The following is a 24230-nucleotide window of genomic DNA, read 5'->3' on the forward strand; positions in this document are numbered from 1 at the left end:
TGTGATTACACTTCCATAATAATCGGTAAGATCATTGGACGGCGTCTTGTTTTTTCATAAAGGAAAGGTGCAAGAGTGTCAGTAATTTCGTTCTTGATTTCAGACCACTGAGTTGTCTTACGTTCCATTACTTTTTCAAGATGCTTTGAAATTAAATCCTGTGCATCGTTGATAAGGTCTCCAGATTCTCTCATGTAGACAAAACCTCTTGAGATCAAATCAGGTCCAGCAGAGATTTTGAATTCTTTCATGTCCATGCTGACGACTACAATGACAAGACCCTCTTCAGAAAGAATGCGACGGTCTCTTAAAACGATGTTTCCGATATCGCCAATACCGCTTCCGTCGATATACACGTTGCCTGATGGAATTTTGCCAGCGACACTTGCTTCGTCACCTTTCAGTGCAAGAACTTCACCATTATCCATGATAAAGCAGTTTTCCTCAGGGATGCCGCAGTCATTCGCAAGCTTGATATGCGTTTTTTGCATGCGGTATTCACCGTGAATCGGCATAAAGAATTTTGGTTTAATTAAACGGAGCATCAGTTTTTGTTCTTCTTGTCCGCCGTGACCAGATGTATGAATATTATTAAGCGAGCCATGAATGACCTCAGCACCTGCACGATAAAGCTGGTTAATGGTACGGCTTACGCTAATATTGTTACCTGGGATTGGTGAAGATGAGAAGACAACAGTGTCTCCAGGGTTAATCGAAATCTGGCGGTGAGTACCGTTCGCAATACGAGAAAGAGCTGCCATCGGTTCACCCTGGCTACCAGTACAAAGAATGGTTACTTTGTTTGCTGGAAGGCGGTTGATTTCATTATGTTCAATAAACGTGTTTTTTGGACATTTAATATAGCCAAGATCTTGTCCAATATCAATAGCAGACTCCATACTGCGTCCAAATACAGCGACTTTTCTGCCGTTGGCAACAGCAGATTCAATCACTTGCTGAAGTCTGTGAATGTTTGAAGCAAAAGTGGCAAAGATGATACGTCCGTCGACTTTTCTAAAGATGTCATCAATGCTTTCACCTACGCGTCTTTCAGACATCGTAAATTCTGGGATTTCACTGTTTGTACTATCAGATAAAAGACAAAGTACGCCTTCTTTTCCGATCTCAGCCATTTTGGTTAAATTGGCAGGCTCGCCAACAGGAGTAAAGTCAAACTTGAAATCACCTGTATGTACGATGTTACCAGGAGGTGTCTTGACGACAATTCCATAAGAATCTGGAATGCTGTGTGTCGTTCTAAAGAAAGACACAGCTGTTTTTCTAAATTTGATGGTATCTTCTTCTTCAAAAATGTGAAGTTTTGTTTGTCTCAAGAGACCATGTTCTTCCAATTTATTACGAAGTAGGCCGATTGCGAGTTTGCCGCCGTAAACTGGAATATTCACTTGCTTGAGAAGGTAAGGGATACCGCCGATGTGGTCTTCATGTCCATGAGTGATGAAAAGACCTTTGATTTTATCTTCGTTTTTAACTAAGTACGTATAGTCAGGGATGACGTAGTCAATTCCAAGAAGCTCATCTTCAGGAAACTTAATACCAGCATCAATTAAAATGATTTCATCTTGAAATTGAACGCCATACGTGTTTTTACCGATCTCGCCTAAACCGCCGAGTGCAAAAACTGCCGCCTGATCGTTTTTTACAAATTTCATTCCTCTCATAGCTCCAATACTTTAAAATTTTCACTTTCTCGTTCATAGTCTAAAAAAGCACCGTCTACAGGCTGAATGAATTCAATGTTGTAGTTATGTTTTTTCAACTTATCGCGTACGTCTCTTTCAGAAACCGCTTCAACGTATAGTGAATCTGTGTGTTCTCTTACAGGTACCTCAGTAGTACTTGCCTGAAAAAATACCTTATATATCATCCAAATCTCTCCTTAAATACCGTATGTTACACTCGCTTATTCTATTATATTAAAAAAACGCGCATAAGAAAAGTCTCTGAGAAAAAAGGACCTTCGGCAAATGTGCGAAAGATCCCTTTAAGCAATCGATTTTTTACGAAGCATGTCCTTCCATTGTTTTCGAATTTTCTTGCGCAGACGACGAAGCATCACAGGCCGCCTCCTTTCGGTTTAAAGTAAGCTTCAACAGCGTATTCCGATCTCTCTATATACTTGTATTATATGATGTTTCCAATGAATGTTACATGGATATATGTGGGAAAATAGGCGTTTTCAAAAGGATTTGGTTTCGAAAGCGGAAATCTTTCTGTATGATGAAAGGGAGTGTGTATACATAACAAAGGACAGGAGGGCGAGATATGAATAAAAAAGTTATCTTCTTTGATATCGACGGTACTTTATATGACCATGATAAAAAAATACCTGAGTCAACGAAGCGAGCGGTTCATTTATTAAAAGAAAAAGGCCATCATCTCTTTATTGCATCTGGGCGTTCTCCTTTTCTGATTCAGCCCATTTTAGAAGAATTAGGGCTTGACTCATTCATTGCTTATAACGGTCAGTATGTCATGTATGAGGGAGACGTTATTTACGGTAATCCGCTGAAGCAGGAGCTGATGGAGCGGATTTATGAGACAGCGGATCGTCATGATCATCCGCTTGTTTTTATGGGAGAAGAAACGATGAAGGCGTCTGTACCGAACCATCCGTTTATCCATGAAGGAATCGGTACTTTAAAAACAGAGCATCCTGAGCACGATTTGTCTTTCTTTAAAGAAAACGACATTTTTCAAATGCTGTTATTTTGTAAGGCAGAAGAGGAAGAGCAATATAAGGCATTCTACGATGAGATTGACCTTGTCAGATGGCATGAGCTGTCAACAGATGTTCTGCCAAAAGGCGGATCAAAAGCTGAAGGCATCAAACGAGTCATCGAAAGACTTCCTTACGATCAAAAGGATACCATTGCATTTGGAGACGGACTGAACGATAGAGAAATGATTTCGTTTGCTGGAACAGGCGTTGCGATGGGAAATGCTGTGAGTGAACTGAAAGCATTGGCTGATTTTGTGACAAAGCCAGTAGATGAGGACGGCATATTCCATGCAGTGACCCATCTTGGCCTTATGGAAGAATAAAAAAGAAGACCCTTAGATGTGGGGTCTTCTTTTTATGTTATGATCTGCCGATCGCAACAGAGTTTTCTGGCTCAGCGAATGGCTGATCCTTTTGAATATGATCATAAAACATAATGCCATTTAAATGGTCAATTTCATGCTGAAAGACAATAGCAGGGAATCCTTTTAGACGAATATCAATGTCCTCTCCTTCAAGCGTTGTGGCCTTGACCCTGATTTTTTGATATCGAGGAACAAATCCAGGGATGGCTTCATCAACTGATAAGCAGCCTTCACCAGTAGCTAAATAAGCTCTTTTAACTGAATGACTGACAATGCGCGGGTTGAACAGAGCATAGCTGTATTCTTCTCCGTCTTCATCCTCACAATGAACTGCGATCATCCGTTTACTAATATTGATCTGCGGAGCAGCTAATCCAACGCCGGGTCTTAGTCCGTATTTTTCAGCAATATCAGCATCCTGACTGTTTTTGACGAATTCGATCATGTCAGCTAATTGCTGTTTTTCCTCCTCTGTCGGCGGGAGCTCGACCGCTTCAGCTGTTTGTCTTAAGACGGGATGTCCGTCCCTTACGATATCATCCATGGTAATCACAAAACTTCACTCCTATTTCCTTTGTATGTAAAGTATATAAAATGATACACAACATATGCAATGAAATAAAGAAGACCGGTCCTTTGAGACCGGTCAGAGGCTTAAACAGCCTTAGCAGCAGCCACCGCCGCCTAAGAATGCTGCGCCAACGATGATTAATAGGATGAAAAGCACAACGATTAAAGCGAATGTACGTCCGCCGCCGTATCCGCATCCGTATCCACCGCCATAACTTGGGTAACAACAGCCGCCGCCGTATCCATACCCGTAACCGCCGTATCCACCATACATACTTCCATGACTATAATTAGACATACTTTTGACCTCCTTTGGAAATACACTCGGCCTCTCATAAGTGAAGGCGAAGCGTGTAATATAAACTATGTATGAATGCACTATTTGTATAGTCATGAGCCTATTGCTTGAAAAAAATCTTCTTCGTCTCATCTGACTGACCTCTTTTCTTGTCACAAACGCCTATAAAAATTATAGTGGTATGTGGAGATGTAAAGGGGGACCTTGTGATGAGACAGATGAAAAGAAGCATGAAAGCAGGTGCTGCTTTAGCGGGGATATGTACCCTTTTGCTGACAGGATGCGGAGGTCAAAATCCATTCAATGACATGCAGGATGCGATGACGAAAATGAGTGAAAAAGAAGCATCCTTCGAAAAAGAGCAAGGTACACTGCAAAGCTATGAGAAAAAAGAGCAGAAGCTGTATACAAAAATGATTCAAACAACAAAGGACCATACAAAAACAGTGTCAAGCCTTTCTGATCAGGCGTTAGCATCGGCAGCGAAACGAGAAGAACATTTAAAAACAGAAAAAGACAGCATGGATGAATCGAAAAAAGAATTGAAAACGGTAAAGGAATCTGCCGCACGATTGCAAGATGCCGAGTTAAAAGAGAAAGCAGATCAAACAGTCAAATCGATCGAGAAACGATATGCGTCATATGATCAGCTTTACAAGGAGTATCAAAAGGCGCTGAAACAAGATCAGCATTTGTATCAATCTTTAAAGAAAAAGGATCTAGGATATGAAGAGCTGAAGTCTAAGCTGAAGACCGTCAATCGTTCATATAGCAAAGTCAGAAAAGAAAGTAAGAAGTTCAATCGATATACAGATCAATTGAATGATCATAAAAAGGCTTTGTATAAAGCAGCAGAACAAGAGTCAAAAAAGAGCTGAAAAACAGCTCTTTTTTTATTTTTCGACAAAAACAAACATTTTCTATTGTAGTACAGTAGTACACTCTATACTAGTACAGATTAGGTTGTTTGTTAAACAGATTGATACAGTTCACCATAAAAAGTAAAGCGAATACATTTATTTAAATAAAGCCGTTAAATCAATTGACGGACTATTTTTCTTGTTGTAAACTATTCCTTGTTAACAGAAGTTGTATTAGTTTTTTGTGAACTATCGTTAATACAGTTAGAAGGACTCAAAAAAGAGTGGTCAACCTATGTTTCGACAACGATCTTAGTGGCTATTATATACAGGAGTCATATGAGTATTTTGGGTTATCCTATATCTGTATGTATAAATGGATTCACGACAAATGGACTGTTAAAAGAAAGGAAGAGGTGACTTTAGAATGGCTGCAAAAACAAAAAAAGCAATTGTTGATAGCAAAAAGCAATTTGATGCCATCAAAAAGCAGTTTGAAACGTTTCAAATTTTAAACGAAAAAGGCGAAGTCGTAAACGAAGCGGCAATGCCGGATCTTTCAGATGACCAATTAAAAGAATTAATGCGCCGTATGGTGTTTACACGTGTATTAGATCAACGTTCAATTTCATTGAACCGTCAAGGACGTCTTGGCTTCTATGCGCCAACAGCTGGACAAGAGGCTTCTCAGCTTGCAACTCACTTTGCACTTGAGAAAGAAGATTTCATTCTTCCAGGATATCGTGATGTACCACAATTAATCTGGCATGGTCTTCCGCTAACAAAAGCATTCTTGTTCTCTCGCGGACACTTTGTTGGTAACCAAATGCCTGAAGATGTGAATGCACTTTCACCGCAAATCATTATCGGTGCACAAATCATTCAAGCTGCTGGTGTAGCTCTTGGTTTGAAAAAGCGCGGTAAAAAAGCTGTTGCAATCACTTACACTGGTGACGGTGGAGCTTCACAAGGTGATTTCTACGAAGGTATTAACTTTGCAGGGGCTTACAAAGCGCCAGCGATTTTTGTTGTCCAAAACAACAGATATGCGATCTCTACACCTGTTGAAAAGCAGTCTGCTGCACAAACAATTGCACAAAAAGCAGCTGCAGCTGGTATCGTAGGCGTACAAGTTGACGGTATGGATGCATTAGCTGTTTATGCAGCAACTGCTGAAGCTCGTGAGCGCGCTGTAAATGGTGAAGGTCCAACATTAATCGAAACTCTTACATTCCGTTACGGCCCACATACAATGGCTGGTGACGATCCAACAAGATATCGTACAAAAGAAGATGAAAACGAGTGGGAGCAAAAAGATCCATTGGTACGCTACCGCAAATTCTTGGAAAACAAGGGCCTATGGTCTGAAGAAGAAGAGAATAAAGTGATCGAAGATGCAAAAGAACAAATCAAACAAGCGATCAAAGAAGCTGACGAACAGCCTAAGCAAAAAGTCACTGACTTGATTGAAAACATGTACGATGTGAAACCATTCAACTTAGTTGAACAGCTTGAAATTTACAAACAGAAGGAGTCGAAGTAAGCCATGGCGCAAATGACAATGATTCAAGCGATCACTGATGCGTTACGCACAGAACTGAAAAATGACGAAAACGTTCTCGTTTTCGGAGAAGACGTTGGTAAAAACGGCGGCGTATTCCGTGCGACTGAAGGATTGCAAAAAGAGTTTGGTGAGGATCGTGTATTCGATACTCCACTTGCTGAATCTGGTATTGGCGGTCTTGCAATTGGCCTTGGACTACAAGAATTCCGCCCAGTAATGGAAATTCAATTCTTCGGATTCGTTTACGAAGTATTAGATTCTGTTTCTGGACAAATGGCTCGTATGCGTTACCGTTCTGGCGGACGCTGGCATTCTCCAGTGACAATCCGTTCTCCATTCGGTGGAGGAGTTCACACACCTGAGCTTCACGCTGACAGCTTAGAAGGTCTTATCGCACAACAGCCTGGTATCAAGGTTGTCATTCCTTCAACACCTTATGATGCAAAAGGACTTTTAATTTCTGCAATTCGTGACAACGATCCTGTAGTGTTCCTTGAGCATATGAAACTTTATCGTTCTTTCCGTCAGGAAGTTCCTGAAGAAGAGTACACAATTGAAATCGGTAAAGCTGACGTGAAACGTGAAGGTACTGACCTTTCAATCATCACTTACGGTGCAATGGTTCACGAATCACTAAAAGCTGCTGAAGAGCTAGAAAAAGAAGGCGTTTCTGCTGAAGTTATCGACCTTCGCACAGTAAGCCCGCTTGATATTGAAACAATCATCGCTTCTGTTGAAAAAACAGGCCGTGCGATCGTTGTTCAAGAAGCACAAAAACAAGCTGGTATTGCTGCAAACGTAGTAGCTGAAATCAATGACAGAGCGATCCTTAGCCTGGAAGCACCAGTACTTCGTGTAGCTGCACCTGATACTGTATTTGCTTTCTCTCAAGCTGAGAGCGTATGGCTTCCAAACCATAAAGATGTACTTGAAACAGCGAAAAAAGTTCTTGAATTTTAATTAAATGACAGAGGGGAAAAGAATTTATTTCTCTTCCCCTTTATCAATTACATGACCGTGTAAACATACACAACAAGGGTTCAACAAAATCTAGGAGGCGAAAAACAGTGGCATTTGAATTTAAACTTCCGGACATCGGAGAAGGTATCCACGAAGGTGAGATCGTTAAGTGGTTTGTTAAACCAAACGACGAAATTAATGAAGATGACGTTTTAGCAGAGGTACAAAATGATAAAGCAGTTGTAGAAATTCCTTCACCTGTTAAAGGAAAAGTATTAGAATTAAAAGTTGAAGAGGGAACAGTTGCAACTGTAGGACAAACAATCATTACGTTTGATGCACCTGGTTACGAAAATCTTCAATTTAAAGGCAGCGAAGAAGAAGGCGAAGCAAAAACTGAAGCTCAAGTACAAGGTACTGCTGAAGCTGGTAACGAGCCAGAGAAGAAAGAAGTAGCACAAGAAGAAGCGGCAGCAACTGGTGCAGGCGCACAAGAGCAAGTAGATGCTGATCCAAACAAACGCGTGATCGCTATGCCATCTGTACGTAAATATGCTCGTGAAAAAGGCGTTGAAATTTACAAAGTTGCAGGTTCTGGTAAAAACGGACGTGTGTTAAAAGAAGATATCGACAGCTTCGTTAATGGTGGTTCTGCAGCTCCAGCAGCAGCACCTCAAGCAGCTGAAAGTGCGAAAGAAGAAGCAGCTCCTAAAGCGGCAGCAGCTCCAGTTCTTGAAGGAGAATTCCCAGAAACTCGCGAGAAAATGAGCGGAATCCGCAAAGCAATCGCGAAAGCAATGGTGAACTCTAAGCATACAGCTCCTCACGTAACATTAATGGATGAAGTTGATGTAACAAACCTTGTTGCACATCGTAAACAATTCAAACAAGTTGCAGCTGATCAAGGAATCAAGTTAACTTACTTGCCTTACGTTGTAAAAGCTCTAACTTCTGCTTTGAAAAAGTACCCAGTACTTAACACTTCTATCGATGATAAAACAGATGAAGTTGTGCAAAAGCATTACTACAACATCGGAATTGCAGCTGACACTGAAAAAGGCTTGCTAGTTCCAGTTGTGAAAAATGCAGATCGCAAAGCGATTTTCGAAGTGTCTAACGAAATCAATGAGCTTGCAACAAAAGCACGTGATGGTAAATTGGCTCCAGCTGAAATGAAAGGTGCATCTTGCACAATCACAAACATCGGTTCTGCTGGTGGACAATGGTTTACTCCAGTCATCAACCACCCAGAAGTAGCGATCCTTGGTATTGGCCGTATCGCTGAAAAAGCGGTTGTTCGTGATGGCGAAATCGTTGCAGCTCCAGTCTTAGCTCTTTCCCTAAGCTTTGACCACCGTATGATTGACGGAGCTACTGCGCAAAATGCCCTTAACCACATCAAGCGTTTATTGAATGATCCACAATTAATTTTAATGGAGGCGTAATGTCATGGTAGTAGGAGATTTCCCAATCGAAACAGATACTCTTGTCATCGGTGCAGGTCCTGGTGGATATGTAGCTGCTATTCGTGCTGCACAGCTTGGACAAAAAGTAACAATCGTTGAAAAAGGAACACTTGGCGGTGTATGTCTAAACGTTGGTTGTATTCCTTCAAAAGCATTAATCAATGCTGGCCATCGTTTCGAAAATGCTAAGCATTCTGAAGACATGGGTATCAAAGCTGAAAACGTAACAGTTGATTTCACAAAAGTTCAAGAGTGGAAAGCTTCTGTTGTAAACAAATTAACAGGTGGAGTTCAAGGTCTTCTTAAAGGAAATAAAGTAGACATCGTTAAAGGTGAAGCTTATTTCGTAGACAGCAACTCTGTACGTGTAATGGATGAAAATTCAGCACAGACTTACACTTTCAAAAATGCAATTCTTGCTACTGGATCTCGTCCAATCGAATTGCCTACTTTTAAATACACAGACCGCGTGATCAACTCAACTGGTGCTTTAGCGCTTAAAGAAGTACCTAAAAAGTTAGTTGTTATCGGTGGTGGATACATCGGTACTGAGCTTGGTACTGCTTATGCAAACTTTGGAACAGAAGTTGTGATCCTTGAAGGTGGAGACGAAATCCTTCCAGGTTTCGAAAAGCAAATGAGCTCATTGGTTAAACGTAACCTGAAGAAAAAAGGAAACGTTGAAATCCATACAAACGCTCTTGCAAAAGGCGTTGAAGAAAAATCTGATGGTGTCACTGTTACATTCGAAGTAAAAGGTGAAGAAAAAACAGTTGATGCTGATTACGTACTTGTGACTGTTGGTCGTCGTCCAAACACTGATGAGCTTGGTCTTGAGCAAGTTGGTGTTGAATTGACTGACCGCGGAGTTGTCAAAACAGACAAACAATGCCGTACAAGCGTATCTAACATCTATGCAATTGGTGACATTGTTGATGGACCACCACTTGCACACAAAGCTTCTTACGAAGGTAAAATTGCAGCTGAAGCAATCGCTGGAGAGCCAGCTGAAATTGATTACCTTGGTATTCCTGCTGTTGTATTCTCTGAGCCAGAACTTGCAACTGTTGGATACACTGAAGCAGAAGCAAAAGCAGAAGGAATCGAAATCGTTGCAGCGAAATTCCCATTCGCAGCGAACGGACGTGCACTTTCTCTTGATGCAACTGATGGCTTCATGAAAATGATCACTCGTAAAGAGGATGGTCTAGTTATCGGTGCACAAATCGCAGGTGTTGGCGCTTCTGATATGATTTCAGAGCTTAGCCTTGCAATCGAAGCTGGAGTGACTGCTGAAGACATCGCTATGACAATTCACGCTCACCCAACATTAGGTGAAATTACAATGGAAACGGCTGAAGTAGCAATTGGAAGCCCAATCCACATCGTAAAATAATGAACCTATGAAACCCTCTCCATCAAGGAGAGGGTTTTTTTGCGCCCTGAACACCATATGAAAAACCCCTCATGAGGTGAGGGGTTTTTTCATATGGTTATATATAAGTGCAAGGAAAATATCATTAGTTTGTATTGACGCGGTCTAAAGCATGGCATAAGGGCGATAAGATATCCTGTTTACTGCGAACATTTCCTTCAACCTTCACGATGACTTTTTCATCATTGACAAGTAAAATAGCCGGCAGTTCATCAACTTCATTTTTCCAGCCTTTACGATCTTCTTTCACAATCATTTTTGACATTTCCTTAGGGTATTCATTCTTTAAATCGAGGACTGCATCATAATAAGGGCTTTCTTTATCAAGGTTTTCTGCATCAGTAAAAAAGAGAATTCTCGGTTTTTGAATATGACTGACTTGGTCGGTCTGAGTCGGTATGATATACGCAAATGAGCATGAACTAAGTACAAAGAGCATGGGGAATATAATGAGAAGTGTCCTCATAAAATTCAATCTATTCACCTCAAAATCATTTGGGGTTGTCCCAACATTTTTAGGAGCTTGTTCCCTGTTAGTCACTCTAGTGTATCATGTCCCTTTTGACAATTTTCGATTGTTACTCAATTGTTACAGAATTGATATGAAGCAAAATACAATTGAAACGTTCCCTCAATATGATGAGAAAAAAGCACATATTTATAAAAAATGATTAAATGTGTCATACAATTAACCGTTGACAAGTTAAATGTGACATCATATTATAGAGATAAGAAATAGATCAAACGCTTTCAAACTATGAATGAAGAAAAGGGGAATGTACGTGGGTACAATTATTTGTCAAGATTGCAATGAAACCATTGATCAATTTGAAAATGAAAAAGTGACAACGCTATACGGAACGTGCGGTCACTGTCATTGCTGTGATGAAGCCTCTGAATAAATAAAAAAAGCATGCAGCTCCATTTGGGGCTGCATGTTTCTTTTTTATAAAATTGGTTTTTGTTCCTTAATCACACGGATCATTTCAAGCGTTGAATCTTCAGGTCCTTGGACAGGGAGGCCGATTTCAATATTTTTAAAGATATACGATATATTTTCTTCTGTGATAATTTCACCTGGTATAAAAATTGGAATACCTGGCGGATATACCATCACAAACTCTGCGGTGATGCGGCCGACTGCTTCCTTAAAAGGAACGACTTCAGTTGTGGCATAAAAGGCGTCACGCGGCGTCATAGCAAGCGATGGGATATCAGGCAGCAGTACCTCTGTTACCGCTTGTTTGCCGCCGTCACGAGTAGACGCTGCGGCAATTTCCTGCATCGCCGTCACGAGCTTATCAATTGTCTCATCTGAATCGCCAGGGGTTACGATACATAAGATATTGTAAAGGTCAGAGAGCTCTACTTCAATTCGATAGCTTTCTCTCAGCCATTTTTCGACATCATGTCCGTTTAACCCAAGGTCTTTAATGGAAATAATCAATTTCGTTGGGTCATAATCGTAAGTAGAAGCTGAACCGAGTATTTCCTTGCCAATGCAGCTAATGCCGTCAATTTGATTCAAGCGGTTTCTAGCTGATTCAGCCAAACGAATGGCTTCATCAGCTAGTGCCTTTCCTTCAGTGGCTAATCGTTTTCGAGCGACATCCAGTGATGCTAAGAGCAAATAAGAAGTGGATGTTGTCGTCAGCATACTCAAAATCGATTGCACACGGTCTTTTGAAACAAGCCCTTCCTTCATATTTAAAATAGAGCTTTGCGTAAGAGAGCCGCCAAGTTTATGGACACTTGTTGCTGCCATGTCGGCACCTGCCTGCATCGCAGAGAGGGGAAGCTCATCATGAAAATGAATATGCACACCGTGTGCTTCATCGACAAGGACAGGCACATCAAATGAATGGGCAATGTCTACGATTGATTTTAAATCTGCTGAAATACCAAAATACGTTGGATTAATGACAAGTAAACCTTTCGCATCTGGATGCTTAGTGAGCGCCTTTTTGGCTGATTCAGGTGTAATACCGTGAGAGATGCCAAGCTCTTTGTCTATTTCTGGGTGAATAAAAACAGGAATGGCGCCAGAAAATACAATCGCGGACATAATTGATTTATGAACGTTACGAGGAACGATAATTTTATCTCCAGGTCCGCATACCGTCATCACCATTGTCATGATGGCGCCGCTTGTTCCTTGAATAGAGAAAAACGTATGATCAGCACCGAAGGCTTCAGCAGCAAGCTCCTGTGCTTCTTTTATCATCCCTCGAGGTGAATGTAAATCATCGAGAGGTTCTATATTAATGAGGTCAATGCTTAATGCATTGTCGCCAATGAATGCTCTAAATTCAGGATCCATTCCGGCTCCTTTTTTATGGCCTGGAATGTGAAATTGGACTGGATTGGTTGCTGCGTGTTTTTTTAGTCCAGTGTATAAGGGTGTATCATGTTGTGACAATTGCTTTCCCACCTTCATCGAAATACCTGCTATTATTGTGCCAATTACAGCAGATTTCATTGCATAAAACAAAAGAATTATATTATGAACTGATCGGAATGTAAAGCATAAAATCAATCGGTTTCTGATCAAACAGATGCTATAATAAAAGTTCAAATCAGAAATGAGTATTAAAGTGAGGGACAAGTAAATGGAATATCAATATCCAATGGATGTCGACTGGACGACAGAGGAAAAGATTGCGGTCATTTCATTTTTTCAGGCTGTTGAAAAAGCCTATGAAAAAGGAATTGCGAAGCAGGAGTTATTAGACACATATAAACGATTTAAAGAGGTTGTTCCATCAAAAGCAGAGGAAAAAACGCATTGTGCGGCGTTTGAAAAGGGAAGCGGGTATTCCCCTTATCATGCAGTAAAAACCGCAAGAGAGGCAGAAGAGACTGCTATTATACGCATGTAAAAAACGAGCCTAAAAGGGCTCGTTTTTTCATACAGATTCTTTCTGTGTAAAACGGTATAGATACGTCAATGTGCGGAAGGCATTTTCGATTTTCGAGAGGAATTCTTCATTATTCATTTGCACGACTTCTTCTCTAGGCAGCTGAATGCCGCAAAGAAGCTCGGCTTTCTTGACTGTTTGAACACGTTCAAACAGCGTTTTCAGCTGTTCGGAATCTAGTTCGCTGTGACGCATGACATCTGGTTTCATATGATCTTTAGACCAAACAAAATCTTGCGGTATTTTCTGCTGGATGGTGTCTAGCTCCTTTTCAAATAGTTGGCCGTACTCACCTTTTACTGGAGATTCATAAATGAGTGCAAACCAGACAAAGACATGTGTTTTCCAAAGCCCAATTTGAAAATGAGGGAGTTTTTTATATCCGCGCTTACTGTTTGCAAAAGCAACCCACGTATCATTTGGCGGGTTAACAGATCTTCTAGCATGCTTTGCGACGTGTACAAACATTTCGTCTCCTGTAATAGAAGAAAGAAGTGGTGCAAAATGTTCGCCAAGTGCTTCAAGCTTTGGACGGACTCTTTCTTTTAATACAGTCATTCGTTCATCTAAACCATCAACTGTGAATGTTTCAAAATCTTCATCTCTAAAACGCATTTCACTCATGTTATGCCTCCTGTATCTTTTCGCTGATCATATTTTATCATAGCTTAGGTCAAGCTCAAAAAAAGATGCACCGTTAAATCAAAGTTTATGAAGGTCGCGGTGCAGCGTTTAAAATCATCAATTTTGTGGTACATAACAAATAGGTAAAGACACAATTTTCAGAATGTCGTTGCGGTTATGCGATCGCTTCATACGATATAAGCAAGAACCATTTCTCTTATCGATTGAATTTTTTATCAATGAAAACTGACAAGGAATGAATCATTCTCTGGAAGGGGCGTTGACCAATGAAGCAAATCGTGAAGCAGGGGTATAGGCAGGAGAAGAAGAATCGCATCGCTGTGTGGAGATTAGAGGTTGATTATGAGCTTTCTACGCTTCATGAAGCCATCGAGCATAAAGATGACATCCAAATCGAACGCAGCAAACGAAAGCTTGAGCGCCTAAGAAAAGAATGGGAGCAGCTTCAAGGGTAAAACAGCGTGAGGTAAAAACGAACCAATTCATCGGTTCGTTTTTGTATGAAGCTGCTTTTTTCTTGCTTTTACGTACATAATATCAGTATGCTATTACAAATAGGTCCTACATAGAAAAGAGGTTTACAATCTGATGACAAACTGGGTGGAAATTGACCGTCTTGCAAAGCTCTGGGTAAAAGAAGCAGGGAGCCGTATTAAAGCGTCCATGCAGGAAGGTCTATCAATTGAAACAAAATCAAATCCAAATGATCTTGTCACGAATATCGATAAAGAAACAGAGCGTTTTTTTATTGAAAAAATACAGTCGACATTTTCAGACCATCACATTTTAGGAGAAGAGGGACAAGGGGAAGAGGTGACCTCACTCGATGGAATTGTGTGGATCATTGATCCGATCGATGGCACAATGAACTTTGTCCATCAAAAACGCAACTTTGCCATTTCAATCGGGATATTTGAAAATGGTGTTGGGAAAATCGGTCTTATTTATGACGTCATTCATGACGAGCTCTACCATGCCATCAAAGGAGAAGGAGCTTATATGAACGATACCCTGCTCCCTCGATTAAAAGATGTGGAGATTGAAAAAGCCATTGTGGGGATTAATCCGACATGGGCGATCGAAAGCCCTTATTTTGACGCCAAACCATTTGCCCGTCTTGTGCGTGATGTGAGAGGGACACGAACGATTGGATCCGCTGCCCTTGAGCTTGCTTATATTGCAAGTGGCAGAAGTGACGCATATGTCACGTTAAGGCTTGCGCCATGGGATTATGCAGCGGGCTGCGTACTGCTTGATGAAGTAGGGGCTGTTTACTCAAATATTCACGGAGAACGTCTTACGTTCCTAGATAAAAACAGCATAGTCGCCGGAAATCGATCCATTTGTGAAAAAATCTTGCATGATTACATAAAAGGAAGCGGAAATAAAAAATAAACAGAATCACTTCATGAGAATGAAGTGATTTTTTGTTTTTCCTGAAACTTTTTGGTAAGGCGAATGTCTATACGAATGAGGCCTTAATTTTATGTAAAGGATTGTGTATCAATGTTGGATTTGTTTAGTGATTTATCGCTCCATTTTGAAAGGTATTTTATTTTAAATGAGTATAGTATCCGCATCATTCAATGGTGTGTACTTGGACTATTTGTTCTTTTCATGACACTTCCGCTATGGAAAGAAAAGAAGAGTGGTTATGTATTTTATGCTGGAATCGTATTAAGAGTTGTTCTGCTTGGCGGAATGACAGTTGAAATGATCCACCAAGTCCTAGCTAGACAGTATACGATCGAAACATTTGAAGTGCTGACAGATTTCATGCAATTTCTCATTTATGGGTATGTTTTGCTTGCATCACTGTACTATGTGATTACTCTTCCTTATTTAAAAAATAAAGGCATGTTTTTTGCTTTTGATTTATCTGTATTACTTCTGCCTTTATGTCAAACCGTGTTTATTGTGTTTGCTGAAAGCAAAAAGTTCTTTCTTAGCGGTGATATGGGGCTAGTATGGAGAGATCTGATCACCATTTTGGTTATGGCTGGCTTTGCTGCTTTAGTACTGCATCTTTTCTTTCGCTTGTTTTGGCACTGGAAGTGGAAGGAATTGCTGTTGTTCTATGGCCTAATTTTCGCAGCCTTGCTTTATATATTTTATCCTTCTATTTCGAAGTATGAACTTCAATCTACATTTAAATCGATTGTCATTTTAGCTGCAGCAGCAGGAAGCTTTATGACGATTTATTTGTTATCTGCTTTACTACGGGACAAGGTGAGATTACGGCAGTGGGGCGCTGGTTGTATAGCTGTCTTTTTTCTGCTATTACTCAATCCGATTATCAATATCCCTCATACCATGTTCCAATTCACCAAAACGGAACTGGTAGATACTTTCTCGGAAGAATATCGCCCTTTATCAGCAGCAAGTGCAAAAGCATTCGCTTCAAAGTTTGTACCGGAGAATCGATCGCTGTATTTAAATGCTAGTCATCAGCCTATCCCTTATCATTACGTGTTTGCAGATGACCAGTATGAAGTGAATATTTCTCCGTTTACAGGTGAATTAAGCGAATATTCTTATCGAGGTCGTGTAGAGGGAAAGGAACTGACCGATAAAGAATATAGGCAAAAGACCATTGAATTTTTCGAAAGAAGCGGAAGGTCAATAGATCTCAATCGCATTCAATTGACTGTACAAAAAGAGGACGGAGAGACGGACGTTCTTCTTCTGCCAAAAATGTCTCAGAATGAAGAGGACAGTTTAGCGTCTGCCACCTGGAAAAAAGGGACGCTTCGACAAGCGCAATACGAAAACGCCATCTTTCAATTAAAGGATATAGACGGAATTCATTTAAAAGAAATGGAGATAAAAAACAGGATCAACAGTATTTATCAAAATTTAAATCTAAAGCCGCCAGTATATCAAATCACAGGCATTGATGAATTTTATTTTGATTGGCAGCATGAAGTGAGGGTCACAACTAAAGATCAATCGGAGTTTCTGTTTAATGGCTCAACAAAAAAAGTCATCAGCTTTAAGCTGTCAAAAGCGATTCTTCAACAGAAAAAAGGGAACATCAGCGATGAAGATTTGTTAAAGATCATAGGGAAAACGCCAAAAGACATAAGAAAAGAAACAGGCACTAGTGAAAGCAAACAATATACATTTAACCACTCCTCTCATGTCGTCAATCTATTTAAAGGGGATGATGGAATTGAGTTGAGAGTGCAAGTTGCTTCTTCTATCCCGCACGCAGTATCTAATCAAGATCGTGAGGAAGTCTATCAGCAAGTACTTAAAAGGTATAAACCATATACGATCTATAAAAAACAAATAAAACCTGTGAGGATGATCGACAAAGAAGGGACTATCGACATTTCATGGCTTGTCATCATACAAACCTTCGGATCAAATGAGCATAAAATCTATGAAGTGAATGGACGAACAAAAGAGGTGCATCGTTTTGACAGATAAAGAAAAACAAGCCATCTTTCAAGACTTATATGAACTGTATCAAGAAGGGGATCTGGGAGGCGAGGCAGCTAGCTGGATGAAGGCGCACGAACAGCAGTTTCAGCATGCGGTCACGGGTAAAAAGCAGCCCTCAGTGCCGATGGAAGGTCAGAAGGACTATGACGAGTTAAAACGTATGAAAGGGTTTATTTACTCGTTATATTTCTTTTTTATCGTTTTATCGATTTGGATGACTGTGTGGTTTTATTTTTGATGTCCAGACCAGCCGACCAAATTGAAAAAATCTATGAAGAATATTTTCAGGAAATCACCAAATATTTATATCGCCGGACGGGAAATATGGAAACGGCCAAGGACCTTGCGCAGGACGTATTTATGAAGGCTCTGCATGGGTTGTCCTCCTTTAAGGGACATTCAAGTATAAAAACATGGCTTTATACCATTGCGTATCACACATTTGTGAATGATTATCGCCGAAAAGTAAAATGGACTTTTACGAACGTAGAGGAAATGGATTTCTTAGAGCAGCAGTCGTTCACGACACCAGAAGATCACATTGAAAAACAAGCTGATATAGAAAGGCTGTGGCATCATATTTATCAGCTGAAGGATTCCTACCGGGAGGTCCTCATTTTAAGAGATATTCAAGAATTGTCATATGAAGAAGTAGCTGAAATTTTAAATTGGACTTTATCTAAAGTCAAAACAACCCTTCATCGAGCCAGATTAGAGCTGAAGCGAATGCTACATTGTGAGGAGTTCAATAAATGAGCTGTTATTTGATTGAAGAATTGTTACCACTTTATATAGAGGGAGACACAAGTGCAGAAACAAATAAAATTGTTGCAGAGCACTTACAATCCTGCGAGAGCTGCCAACACCTTTATCACGAAATGAAAGAGCCAATAACCCTTATACAAACTCCTGATCTCATGCCATATATAGATGAAAAGGAAGAAAGAAGAAAATTTGAAAAGCGCTACTATGGCAAGCTGTTATATCGAGCAAGTATCGCATTTGGTATAGGATACGCCATGATGATCATTCTTTATTGGCTGAAATAAAAAACCCCCATCTGGATAAACCAGGTGGGGGTTTTTCTGAGCTTAGCTTAATTTTTCTTTCGCAATTTGAACTGCATCATAAAACGTTTTTAATTGCTCTTGAGGAATTTTCTTAAGCATTTGGTTGAAAACAAGTAATTCAGTAGAGCTGAATCCAAGACCTTTTGCGATTTTTGAATCAATCACAACGTTTCCTTTTTTGTCTAGAACAAGGGCATCACCAGCAAGATCAGCAATTCTGATCACTGATTTGAAAAGCTTTTCGAATTTAGCCGCTTCTTCTTTTGTAAGACCAAGTTCAACAGCTTTTGCTGCATCAAAAACCAATTTACCTTTTTCGTTTTTAGTGATGCTTTCACTGAAAACGATTGTAAGAACAGCTGCGCGATCTAAGAATTTCTCAGCAGTCGCCGCTTCTTCTTCAGTTAGTCCGAGCTCAACAGCTTTTTTCACATCAAATGTGTAGTTGTTGTCTTCCTCAACAAATGAATTGATGAGAATGTTGATGACACGCTCGTTTTTCTCCAATAATTCTTTAATGATTTGCTGCTGTTCAAAAGGAATGCCTTTGAAAGTTGCAGCGCTTGCTTGCCCAGGAGCTACTGTTGTGAAAGTAAGAATAATAGCTAAAGCGAAAAATACAACAGAGCTGAGCGATTTGCTCAAAAACTTCTTCATGCTTCTTTTCTCTCCCTTTTCTGTTAAATTTTGTTGCAAGAACAGCATACCATGAGAAACTTTGTGGAAGAATAGGAAAATTGTAACTTTCTGTTTGATTTTGGAGAACTATAAAAGTTCTTGTCGAATTATGGAGAGGTTCAGATTGCTTACTTTTGTCAATTCTCAATAGATGTTTTTGTATGTGACGCAAGCTTTCATAGGTGAATTGTCTTGTTTTTACTCAAAATAAAAAGCCTTCTACATGTAGAATGTAAAAGGCTTTTACCTAATTTTATGATTGCACGTTTAATTTTCTTTTTAATGTAAATCCTGTACCCATGAAAATCATGGCGAATACAATGCTTAGACATATACCCAGTATGTTTTTTTCTGCAAGAGTTACCCCAATAAACGCCATACTGACAACTGCAAGTAATGCACATAATAATAGAAGCCATTTGATTTGTTTCATATGTCCCCATCCCTTTTTTTAGAGTTAATATAAGTTTACAGAAAAACGATCGGCATTTAAAGGGGATTGTGATATAATATGAAAGTTATCTAATTATTTTAGGAGATGAAAATGTGAAACTTCGAAAAGACCTTCGCAACATCGCAATTATTGCCCACGTTGACCATGGTAAAACGACGCTTGTTGACCAATTGCTCCATCAAGCTGGTACTTTCCGTGCGAATGAAAATATCGCTGAGAGAGCCATGGATTCAAATGATTTAGAGCGAGAGCGCGGTATTACGATTTTAGCTAAAAATACTGCGATAAATTATAAAGATACACGCATTAATATTTTAGATACACCAGGACACGCCGATTTCGGTGGTGAAGTTGAGCGTATCATGAAAATGGTAGATGGTGTACTCCTTGTTGTGGATGCTTATGAAGGCTGTATGCCTCAAACACGCTTTGTGCTGAAAAAAGCACTTGAGCAAAACTTAACACCAATCGTTGTCGTCAATAAAATTGACCGCGACTTTGCTCGTCCGGCTGAAGTAGTCGATGAAGTGATTGACTTGTTCATTGAATTGGATGCAACAGAAGAACAGCTTGAGTTCCCAGTTGTCTATGCATCAGCAATCAATGGTACAGCAAGTAACGATGCGAGCAAACAAGATGAAAACATGGAATCTTTGTTTGAAGCTATTGTGAACCATATTCCTTGCCCGGTTGATAACCATGAAGAGCCGCTTCAATTCCAAGTGGCGCTACTTGATTACAATGATTATGTTGGCAGAATTGGAATTGGCCGTGTATTCAGAGGAACAATGCAAGTAGGACAGCAGGTAGCCTTGATGAAAGTCGACGGCACTGTGAAACAATTCCGTGTAACAAAGATCTTTGGTTTCCAAGGGTTAAAACGAGTGGAAATCAACGAAGCGAAGGCGGGAGATCTTGTCGCTGTATCTGGAATGGAAGACATCAACGTAGGTGAAACGGTTTGTCCGGTAGAACACCAAGAGGCACTTCCAATCCTTCGTATTGATGAGCCGACACTTCAAATGACGTTTGTTGTAAACAACAGCCCATTTGCAGGACGTGAAGGAAAATACGTGACATCACGTAAAATCGAAGAGCGTTTAGAGCAGCAGCTTCAAACAGACGTCAGTCTTCGTGTGGATCCAACTGATTCACCTGATGCTTGGGTTGTTTCTGGACGCGGAGAGCTTCACTTATCCATTCTCATTGAGAATATGAGACGTGAAGGATTTGAATTACAAGTATCGAAGCCAGAAGTTATTGTAAAAGAAGTTGATGGTGTTCGATGTGAGCCTGTAGAGCGCGTTCAAATTGATGTACCAGAAGAGCATACTGGCTCTGTTATGGAATCAATGGGTGCAAGAAAAGGTGAAATGATTGACATGATCAACAATGGTAACGGTCAAGTTCGCCTGATCTTTACAGTGCCATCACGTGGTTTAATTGGATACACAACTGAATTTCTTTCATTAACTCGTGGTTTTGGTATTTTGAACCATACGTTTGACAGCTACCAGCCAATGCAGTCTGGTCAAGTCGGCGGACGCCGTCAAGGTGTACTTGTTTCAATGGAAACAGGTAAAGCGACTGCTTACGGAATCCAAGGTGTTGAAGAGCGCGGTGTGATCTTCGTTGAGCCAGGTACTGAAGTATACCAAGGGATGATTGTTGGGGAGCATAACCGTGAGAACGACCTTGTTGTAAACGTAAGCCGTATGAAACAACAAACAAACGTACGTTCAGCGACGAAAGATCAAACGGTTAGCATGAAAAAACCTCGTATTATGTCACTTGAGGAATCTCTTGAGTACTTGAATGAAGACGAATACTGTGAGGTTACACCTGAATCCATTCGTCTTAGAAAGAAAATTTTAGACAAAAACGAACGTGAGAAAGCAGCGAAGAAGAAAAAGCTAGCAGGATTATCTTAATTCCATGAAGAATTAAAAAGATAGAACCCTGAAAGATAAGGGGAGGGAATCTTTTTGAATGATCAGGAAGTAAGTGAAAATCTATCCTTTTTCGCGATGCTGTTTCGTGTCGATGAAAATCCGCAAACAGGGATGTGGCTCCTATATGGCACCATCCTTGTTTTAGCGATTATTGTTTTTAAGCTCGGCTTTGCAAGACGTTTACCGATTTTAAAAGCGCTCGTGATTTATTTGTTTTTGATTTTTGGCTGCACGTTTCTCACATTTCTAGGAATCTTCCTGCCAGTAGCGGAAGGCCTTGTTGTGGCAGCTGCCATTTTGATTATTTATAAAATACGGCTGCATCGTGCGAAAAAAGAAGGAACAGTCAATACGTAAAAAAAGACCTGAACATGTGTCAGGTCTTTTTTTATGTCTTTTGTTCTTTCTTTCCTTTTTTCTTCTTTTTCTCTTTTGTCGCAGGATCCTGATAAAGAGAGAATCTGCCGGTTTTGATGCGAGCTTCTGTCTTTATTTTAATGCGTTCTTGGCAGTCATCGCACATATATGTATGAATTGGCCGATTTCTTAACCGTTTCGCAACGAGTGTATCATCATCAATGGTTTCAAGCTTTTCACATAATGAGCACTTCACTCTCATCATTTTCACCTCACTTTATTGCATTTATTATAGCATGTTTTCCAGCCTCTTAAAATCAGCGTAGAAAAAGGCTTATATCACAGGAGATATAAGCCGTTCTCATTATTTCTTTTGATTCATATGATGATTTGATTGGTCGTTTTGATTTTTTTCTAACTGTTTTTGATCTTGTTCTTTGAGCTGATTATTCGGATCATTTGTCGGATCCTTTTCGTTACGATCGATCTCATTTTTCGGCATCTCTGGCATCACGCGGCCGACAATGGCAGCCAGTTCATCCATAATACCGCTTACAGGACGGCCTGCTTGAATTTCTTTGCCCATTTCTTTTAAACGGCTGACTGTATCTGGATCAGCAACCACAACAGCATTTGCACCTTCCGGGTCATTTCTCAGCGCTTTTGCAACTGAATATTTAATGGTTTCTACTTTGCTTCTATCTAAATCATCTTTTACATCAATACCAACAACAGCATAGCGTCCAATGACGATTGCCGTTGCATCATTGACATCTGCTACGTGCTCTGTCACATTGACAAGATGCTGCGCAACATCTGTGGATGGGCGGGCTTGATCTGTCTTTTTCTTCGATGAGTCAGACACCCTTACTAAGTGCTGGCGTCCATCTTGCTTGTCCAGTGCCTCTGGCTTTTCCTGCTGCTGGCAAGCGCCTAACAGAATGATCGTTTGAATCATGAATAATGTTAAAAATAGTCGCATCTAAATTCCCTCCTTCACAAACTGCATGATTTATTTTATTGTTGAATTAACCTTCTAACTTTATTCATGAAAACATATATTTTAACAATCGTTTTGGGAAAGACAAGGATGAATGAAACCCCGATCAGGAGGCGAAGGACCTGAGTAAAATTTATGTATTAGACACAAATGTGTTATTACAGGATCCGAATTCAATCTTTTCATTTGAAGACAACGAGGTCGTCATTCCGGCCGTTGTGTTAGAAGAAGTAGACTCGAAAAAGAGATACATGGACGAGGTTGGGCAAAACGCTCGGCGCGTCTCACGTTTAATCGACGGTTTGAGATCGAAAGGGAAACTCCATGAAAAAATAACGCTAGAGTCAAAAGGAACGCTGCGCATCGAGCTGAATCATCGCTCTTTCCATGAACTTCAAGAAATTTTCATTGAAAAAACGAACGATAATCGGATTCTGGCTGTCGCGAAAAATTTGAGCTTAGAGGAAGAAACAAAGCCTCACGGCCGGCCAGTTATTTTGGTCAGTAAAGATGTCTTAGTCCGGGTAAAGGCAGATGCTATAGGCCTTCAAGCTGAAGACTTCTTAAGTGACCGTGTGCTGCAAAACGAAGACATTGATAACGGCTATCATGAGCTCTATATTCCGACGGAGCAATTGAATACATTTTATAAACAAAGCCAATTGCCGATTAAAGAAGTCACGAGTGTACCATTAAACCCTCATCAGTTTGTCATTATGAAGGGGAATGAAGGCGGCTCTGCTTTAGGAATGCTTGATCAAAAAGCAGAGAATGTGAAACGGCTCATTTATGATCAAGAGCATGTTTGGGGAATTCGTCCGAAAAATGTTCAGCAGACGATGGCACTAGAACTGCTATTGCGCCGTGATATTCCGCTCGTGACATTGATCGGAAAAGCGGGAACTGGTAAAACACTCCTTGCGCTGGCTGCCGGATTAATGCAGACAGAGGATCTCGGCATGTTTAAAAAACTGATCGTAGCTCGTTCAATTGTTCCTGTCGGCAAGGACTTAGGCTACTTGCCAGGTGAAAAGGAAGAGAAACTCAGACCATGGATGCAGCCGATCTATGACAATCTAGAATTTTTATTTAATACAAAAAAACCTGGTGAACTTGATGCGATTTTGGCGGGAATTGGTTCGATTCAAGTGGAAGCTTTAACGTATATACGCGGAAGAAGTATCCCTGATCAATTTATTATCATTGATGAGGCGCAGAATTTAACGAAACACGAGGTGAAAACATTATTAACGCGAGTCGGAGAGGGAAGTAAAATTGTGCTGATGGGAGACCCAGAGCAGATCGATCATCCTTATTTAGACAGCTTAAATAATGGGCTTACGTATGTCATTGAGCGGTTCAAAGGACAGCAAATATCTGGACATGTCAAGCTTGTCAAAGGAGAAAGGTCTGGACTTGCACAGCTTGCAGCTGATTTGCTGTAGTCC

The 24230-nt window shown here is 40.3% G+C and carries 28 protein-coding genes; 17 read left to right on the forward strand and 11 right to left on the reverse strand.

The features are described from left to right. Positions 1–5 precede the first annotated feature (5 nt). Both rnjA and MHI46_RS07095 read right to left on the reverse strand, forming a co-directional pair. Complete coding sequence (rnjA, locus tag MHI46_RS07090; protein ID WP_012009818.1) at positions 6–1673, reverse strand: ribonuclease J1; 1668 nt, start codon at positions 1671–1673, stop codon at positions 6–8. Between the two features lie 5 nt (positions 1674–1678). After that, a complete protein-coding gene (locus MHI46_RS07095; protein ID WP_008345114.1) occupies positions 1679–1888 on the reverse strand; it encodes a DNA-directed RNA polymerase subunit epsilon in 210 nt (69 codons plus the stop codon). 398 nt (positions 1889–2286) lie between these two features. On the opposite strand from MHI46_RS07095, the gene MHI46_RS07100 reads away from it, so the two are divergent. After that, the gene (locus MHI46_RS07100) at positions 2287–3066 is read left to right on the forward strand and encodes a Cof-type HAD-IIB family hydrolase (RefSeq protein WP_260775903.1); all 780 of its coding nucleotides are present in this window, start codon (positions 2287–2289) and stop codon (positions 3064–3066) included. 37 nt (positions 3067–3103) lie between these two features. Here MHI46_RS07100 and def read toward each other — a convergent pair whose 3' ends face one another. Beyond that, on the reverse strand, positions 3104–3661 hold the full coding sequence (def, locus tag MHI46_RS07105; RefSeq protein WP_024424751.1) for a peptide deformylase: 558 nt from the start codon (positions 3659–3661) through the stop codon (positions 3104–3106). A gap of 111 nt (positions 3662–3772) precedes the next feature. Further along, complete coding sequence (locus MHI46_RS07110; protein ID WP_026050085.1) at positions 3773–3952, reverse strand: YjcZ family sporulation protein; 180 nt, start codon at positions 3950–3952, stop codon at positions 3773–3775. Positions 3953–4185: 233 nt separating this feature from the next. Between MHI46_RS07110 and MHI46_RS07115 the strand changes: the two genes are divergently transcribed. The 5 genes from MHI46_RS07115 to lpdA all read left to right on the forward strand — a co-directional run bounded on the left by MHI46_RS07115 (position 4186) and on the right by lpdA (position 10222). Continuing rightward, positions 4186–4854, forward strand: a complete 669-nt coding sequence (locus MHI46_RS07115) for a YkyA family protein (RefSeq protein ID WP_260775904.1) — start codon at positions 4186–4188, stop codon at positions 4852–4854. 409 nt (positions 4855–5263) lie between these two features. After that, entirely contained in the window at positions 5264–6379 is a 1116-nt protein-coding gene (gene pdhA, locus MHI46_RS07120; protein ID WP_024424754.1) for a pyruvate dehydrogenase (acetyl-transferring) E1 component subunit alpha, read from the forward strand. 3 nt (positions 6380–6382) lie between these two features. Continuing rightward, positions 6383–7360 carry a pyruvate dehydrogenase complex E1 component subunit beta gene (pdhB, locus tag MHI46_RS07125; protein ID WP_039178226.1) on the forward strand — a complete coding sequence of 326 codons (978 nt, stop codon included), beginning with the start codon at positions 6383–6385 and terminating at the stop codon, positions 7358–7360. A gap of 107 nt (positions 7361–7467) precedes the next feature. Then, entirely contained in the window at positions 7468–8805 is a 1338-nt protein-coding gene (locus MHI46_RS07130) for a dihydrolipoamide acetyltransferase family protein (protein ID WP_251180717.1), read from the forward strand. A gap of 4 nt (positions 8806–8809) precedes the next feature. Next, positions 8810–10222 (forward strand): dihydrolipoyl dehydrogenase, encoded by a 1413-nt coding sequence (gene lpdA, locus MHI46_RS07135; RefSeq protein WP_039178233.1) that lies wholly within the window; start codon positions 8810–8812, stop codon positions 10220–10222. A gap of 124 nt (positions 10223–10346) precedes the next feature. Here the strand turns inward: lpdA and MHI46_RS07140 are convergent, their stop codons facing one another. Continuing rightward, the gene (locus tag MHI46_RS07140; RefSeq protein WP_251180832.1) at positions 10347–10727 is read right to left on the reverse strand and encodes a hypothetical protein; all 381 of its coding nucleotides are present in this window, start codon (positions 10725–10727) and stop codon (positions 10347–10349) included. A gap of 316 nt (positions 10728–11043) precedes the next feature. Here MHI46_RS07140 and MHI46_RS07145 point away from each other — a divergent pair, with 316 nt between their 5' ends. Beyond that, on the forward strand, positions 11044–11163 hold the full coding sequence (locus MHI46_RS07145; RefSeq protein ID WP_003212464.1) for a GapA-binding peptide SR1P: 120 nt from the start codon (positions 11044–11046) through the stop codon (positions 11161–11163). Between the two features lie 44 nt (positions 11164–11207). On the opposite strand, the gene MHI46_RS07150 is transcribed toward MHI46_RS07145, so the two are convergent. After that, complete coding sequence (locus MHI46_RS07150; RefSeq protein ID WP_251180718.1) at positions 11208–12680, reverse strand: aminotransferase class I/II-fold pyridoxal phosphate-dependent enzyme; 1473 nt, start codon at positions 12678–12680, stop codon at positions 11208–11210. A 190-nt stretch (positions 12681–12870) separates the two neighbouring features. Between MHI46_RS07150 and MHI46_RS07155 the strand changes: the two genes are divergently transcribed. After that, the gene (locus MHI46_RS07155) at positions 12871–13140 is read left to right on the forward strand and encodes a UPF0223 family protein (protein WP_129193172.1); all 270 of its coding nucleotides are present in this window, start codon (positions 12871–12873) and stop codon (positions 13138–13140) included. Positions 13141–13167: 27 nt separating this feature from the next. On the opposite strand, the gene MHI46_RS07160 is transcribed toward MHI46_RS07155, so the two are convergent. Next, positions 13168–13803, reverse strand: a complete 636-nt coding sequence (locus MHI46_RS07160) for a DUF1054 domain-containing protein (protein ID WP_024426894.1) — start codon at positions 13801–13803, stop codon at positions 13168–13170. 287 nt (positions 13804–14090) lie between these two features. Here MHI46_RS07160 and MHI46_RS07165 point away from each other — a divergent pair, with 287 nt between their 5' ends. The 6 genes from MHI46_RS07165 (at position 14091) to MHI46_RS07190 (ending at position 18320) form a co-directional block, all read left to right on the forward strand. Then, complete coding sequence (locus tag MHI46_RS07165) at positions 14091–14279, forward strand: hypothetical protein (protein ID WP_039178243.1); 189 nt, start codon at positions 14091–14093, stop codon at positions 14277–14279. 133 nt (positions 14280–14412) lie between these two features. After that, positions 14413–15219: an inositol monophosphatase family protein gene (locus MHI46_RS07170; protein WP_039178252.1), complete on the forward strand. Its 807-nt coding sequence runs from the start codon at positions 14413–14415 to the stop codon at positions 15217–15219. Positions 15220–15330: 111 nt separating this feature from the next. Further along, positions 15331–17256, forward strand: coding sequence for a hypothetical protein (locus MHI46_RS07175; protein ID WP_251180719.1), 1926 nt, complete (start codon positions 15331–15333; stop codon positions 17254–17256). Beyond that, the gene (locus tag MHI46_RS07180) at positions 17246–17509 is read left to right on the forward strand and encodes a hypothetical protein (protein WP_251180720.1); all 264 of its coding nucleotides are present in this window, start codon (positions 17246–17248) and stop codon (positions 17507–17509) included. The genes MHI46_RS07175 and MHI46_RS07180 overlap by 11 nt, the downstream gene beginning before the upstream one ends. Continuing rightward, positions 17509–18027 carry a sigma-70 family RNA polymerase sigma factor gene (locus MHI46_RS07185; protein WP_212039786.1) on the forward strand — a complete coding sequence of 173 codons (519 nt, stop codon included), beginning with the start codon at positions 17509–17511 and terminating at the stop codon, positions 18025–18027. The genes MHI46_RS07180 and MHI46_RS07185 overlap by 1 nt, the downstream gene beginning before the upstream one ends. Continuing rightward, positions 18024–18320 carry a zf-HC2 domain-containing protein gene (locus MHI46_RS07190; RefSeq protein ID WP_047203711.1) on the forward strand — a complete coding sequence of 99 codons (297 nt, stop codon included), beginning with the start codon at positions 18024–18026 and terminating at the stop codon, positions 18318–18320. The genes MHI46_RS07185 and MHI46_RS07190 overlap by 4 nt, the downstream gene beginning before the upstream one ends. A gap of 42 nt (positions 18321–18362) precedes the next feature. Here the strand turns inward: MHI46_RS07190 and MHI46_RS07195 are convergent, their stop codons facing one another. Further along, complete coding sequence (locus tag MHI46_RS07195) at positions 18363–18998, reverse strand: hypothetical protein (protein ID WP_024424766.1); 636 nt, start codon at positions 18996–18998, stop codon at positions 18363–18365. A gap of 274 nt (positions 18999–19272) precedes the next feature. Continuing rightward, on the reverse strand, positions 19273–19452 hold the full coding sequence (locus tag MHI46_RS07200; RefSeq protein WP_024426900.1) for a DUF5325 family protein: 180 nt from the start codon (positions 19450–19452) through the stop codon (positions 19273–19275). 113 nt (positions 19453–19565) lie between these two features. Between MHI46_RS07200 and typA the strand changes: the two genes are divergently transcribed. Both typA and MHI46_RS07210 read left to right on the forward strand, forming a co-directional pair. Then, complete coding sequence (gene typA, locus MHI46_RS07205) at positions 19566–21404, forward strand: translational GTPase TypA (RefSeq protein WP_024424768.1); 1839 nt, start codon at positions 19566–19568, stop codon at positions 21402–21404. Between the two features lie 54 nt (positions 21405–21458). Continuing rightward, positions 21459–21782, forward strand: a complete 324-nt coding sequence (locus MHI46_RS07210; protein WP_003210819.1) for a YlaH-like family protein — start codon at positions 21459–21461, stop codon at positions 21780–21782. 31 nt (positions 21783–21813) lie between these two features. Here MHI46_RS07210 and MHI46_RS07215 read toward each other — a convergent pair whose 3' ends face one another. Continuing rightward, the gene (locus tag MHI46_RS07215; protein WP_223250959.1) at positions 21814–22047 is read right to left on the reverse strand and encodes a YlaI family protein; all 234 of its coding nucleotides are present in this window, start codon (positions 22045–22047) and stop codon (positions 21814–21816) included. A 99-nt stretch (positions 22048–22146) separates the two neighbouring features. Then, positions 22147–22764, reverse strand: coding sequence for a YhcN/YlaJ family sporulation lipoprotein (locus tag MHI46_RS07220; RefSeq protein ID WP_039178268.1), 618 nt, complete (start codon positions 22762–22764; stop codon positions 22147–22149). A 140-nt stretch (positions 22765–22904) separates the two neighbouring features. Here MHI46_RS07220 and MHI46_RS07225 point away from each other — a divergent pair, with 140 nt between their 5' ends. Then, on the forward strand, positions 22905–24227 hold the full coding sequence (locus MHI46_RS07225) for a PhoH family protein (RefSeq protein WP_039178271.1): 1323 nt from the start codon (positions 22905–22907) through the stop codon (positions 24225–24227). Positions 24228–24230: the final 3 nt, after the last annotated feature.

The sequence above is a fragment of the Bacillus sp. FSL K6-1000 genome, assembly GCF_038630785.1.
GTDB classification, from domain to species: Bacteria; Bacillota; Bacilli; order Bacillales; family Bacillaceae; genus Bacillus; species Bacillus safensis.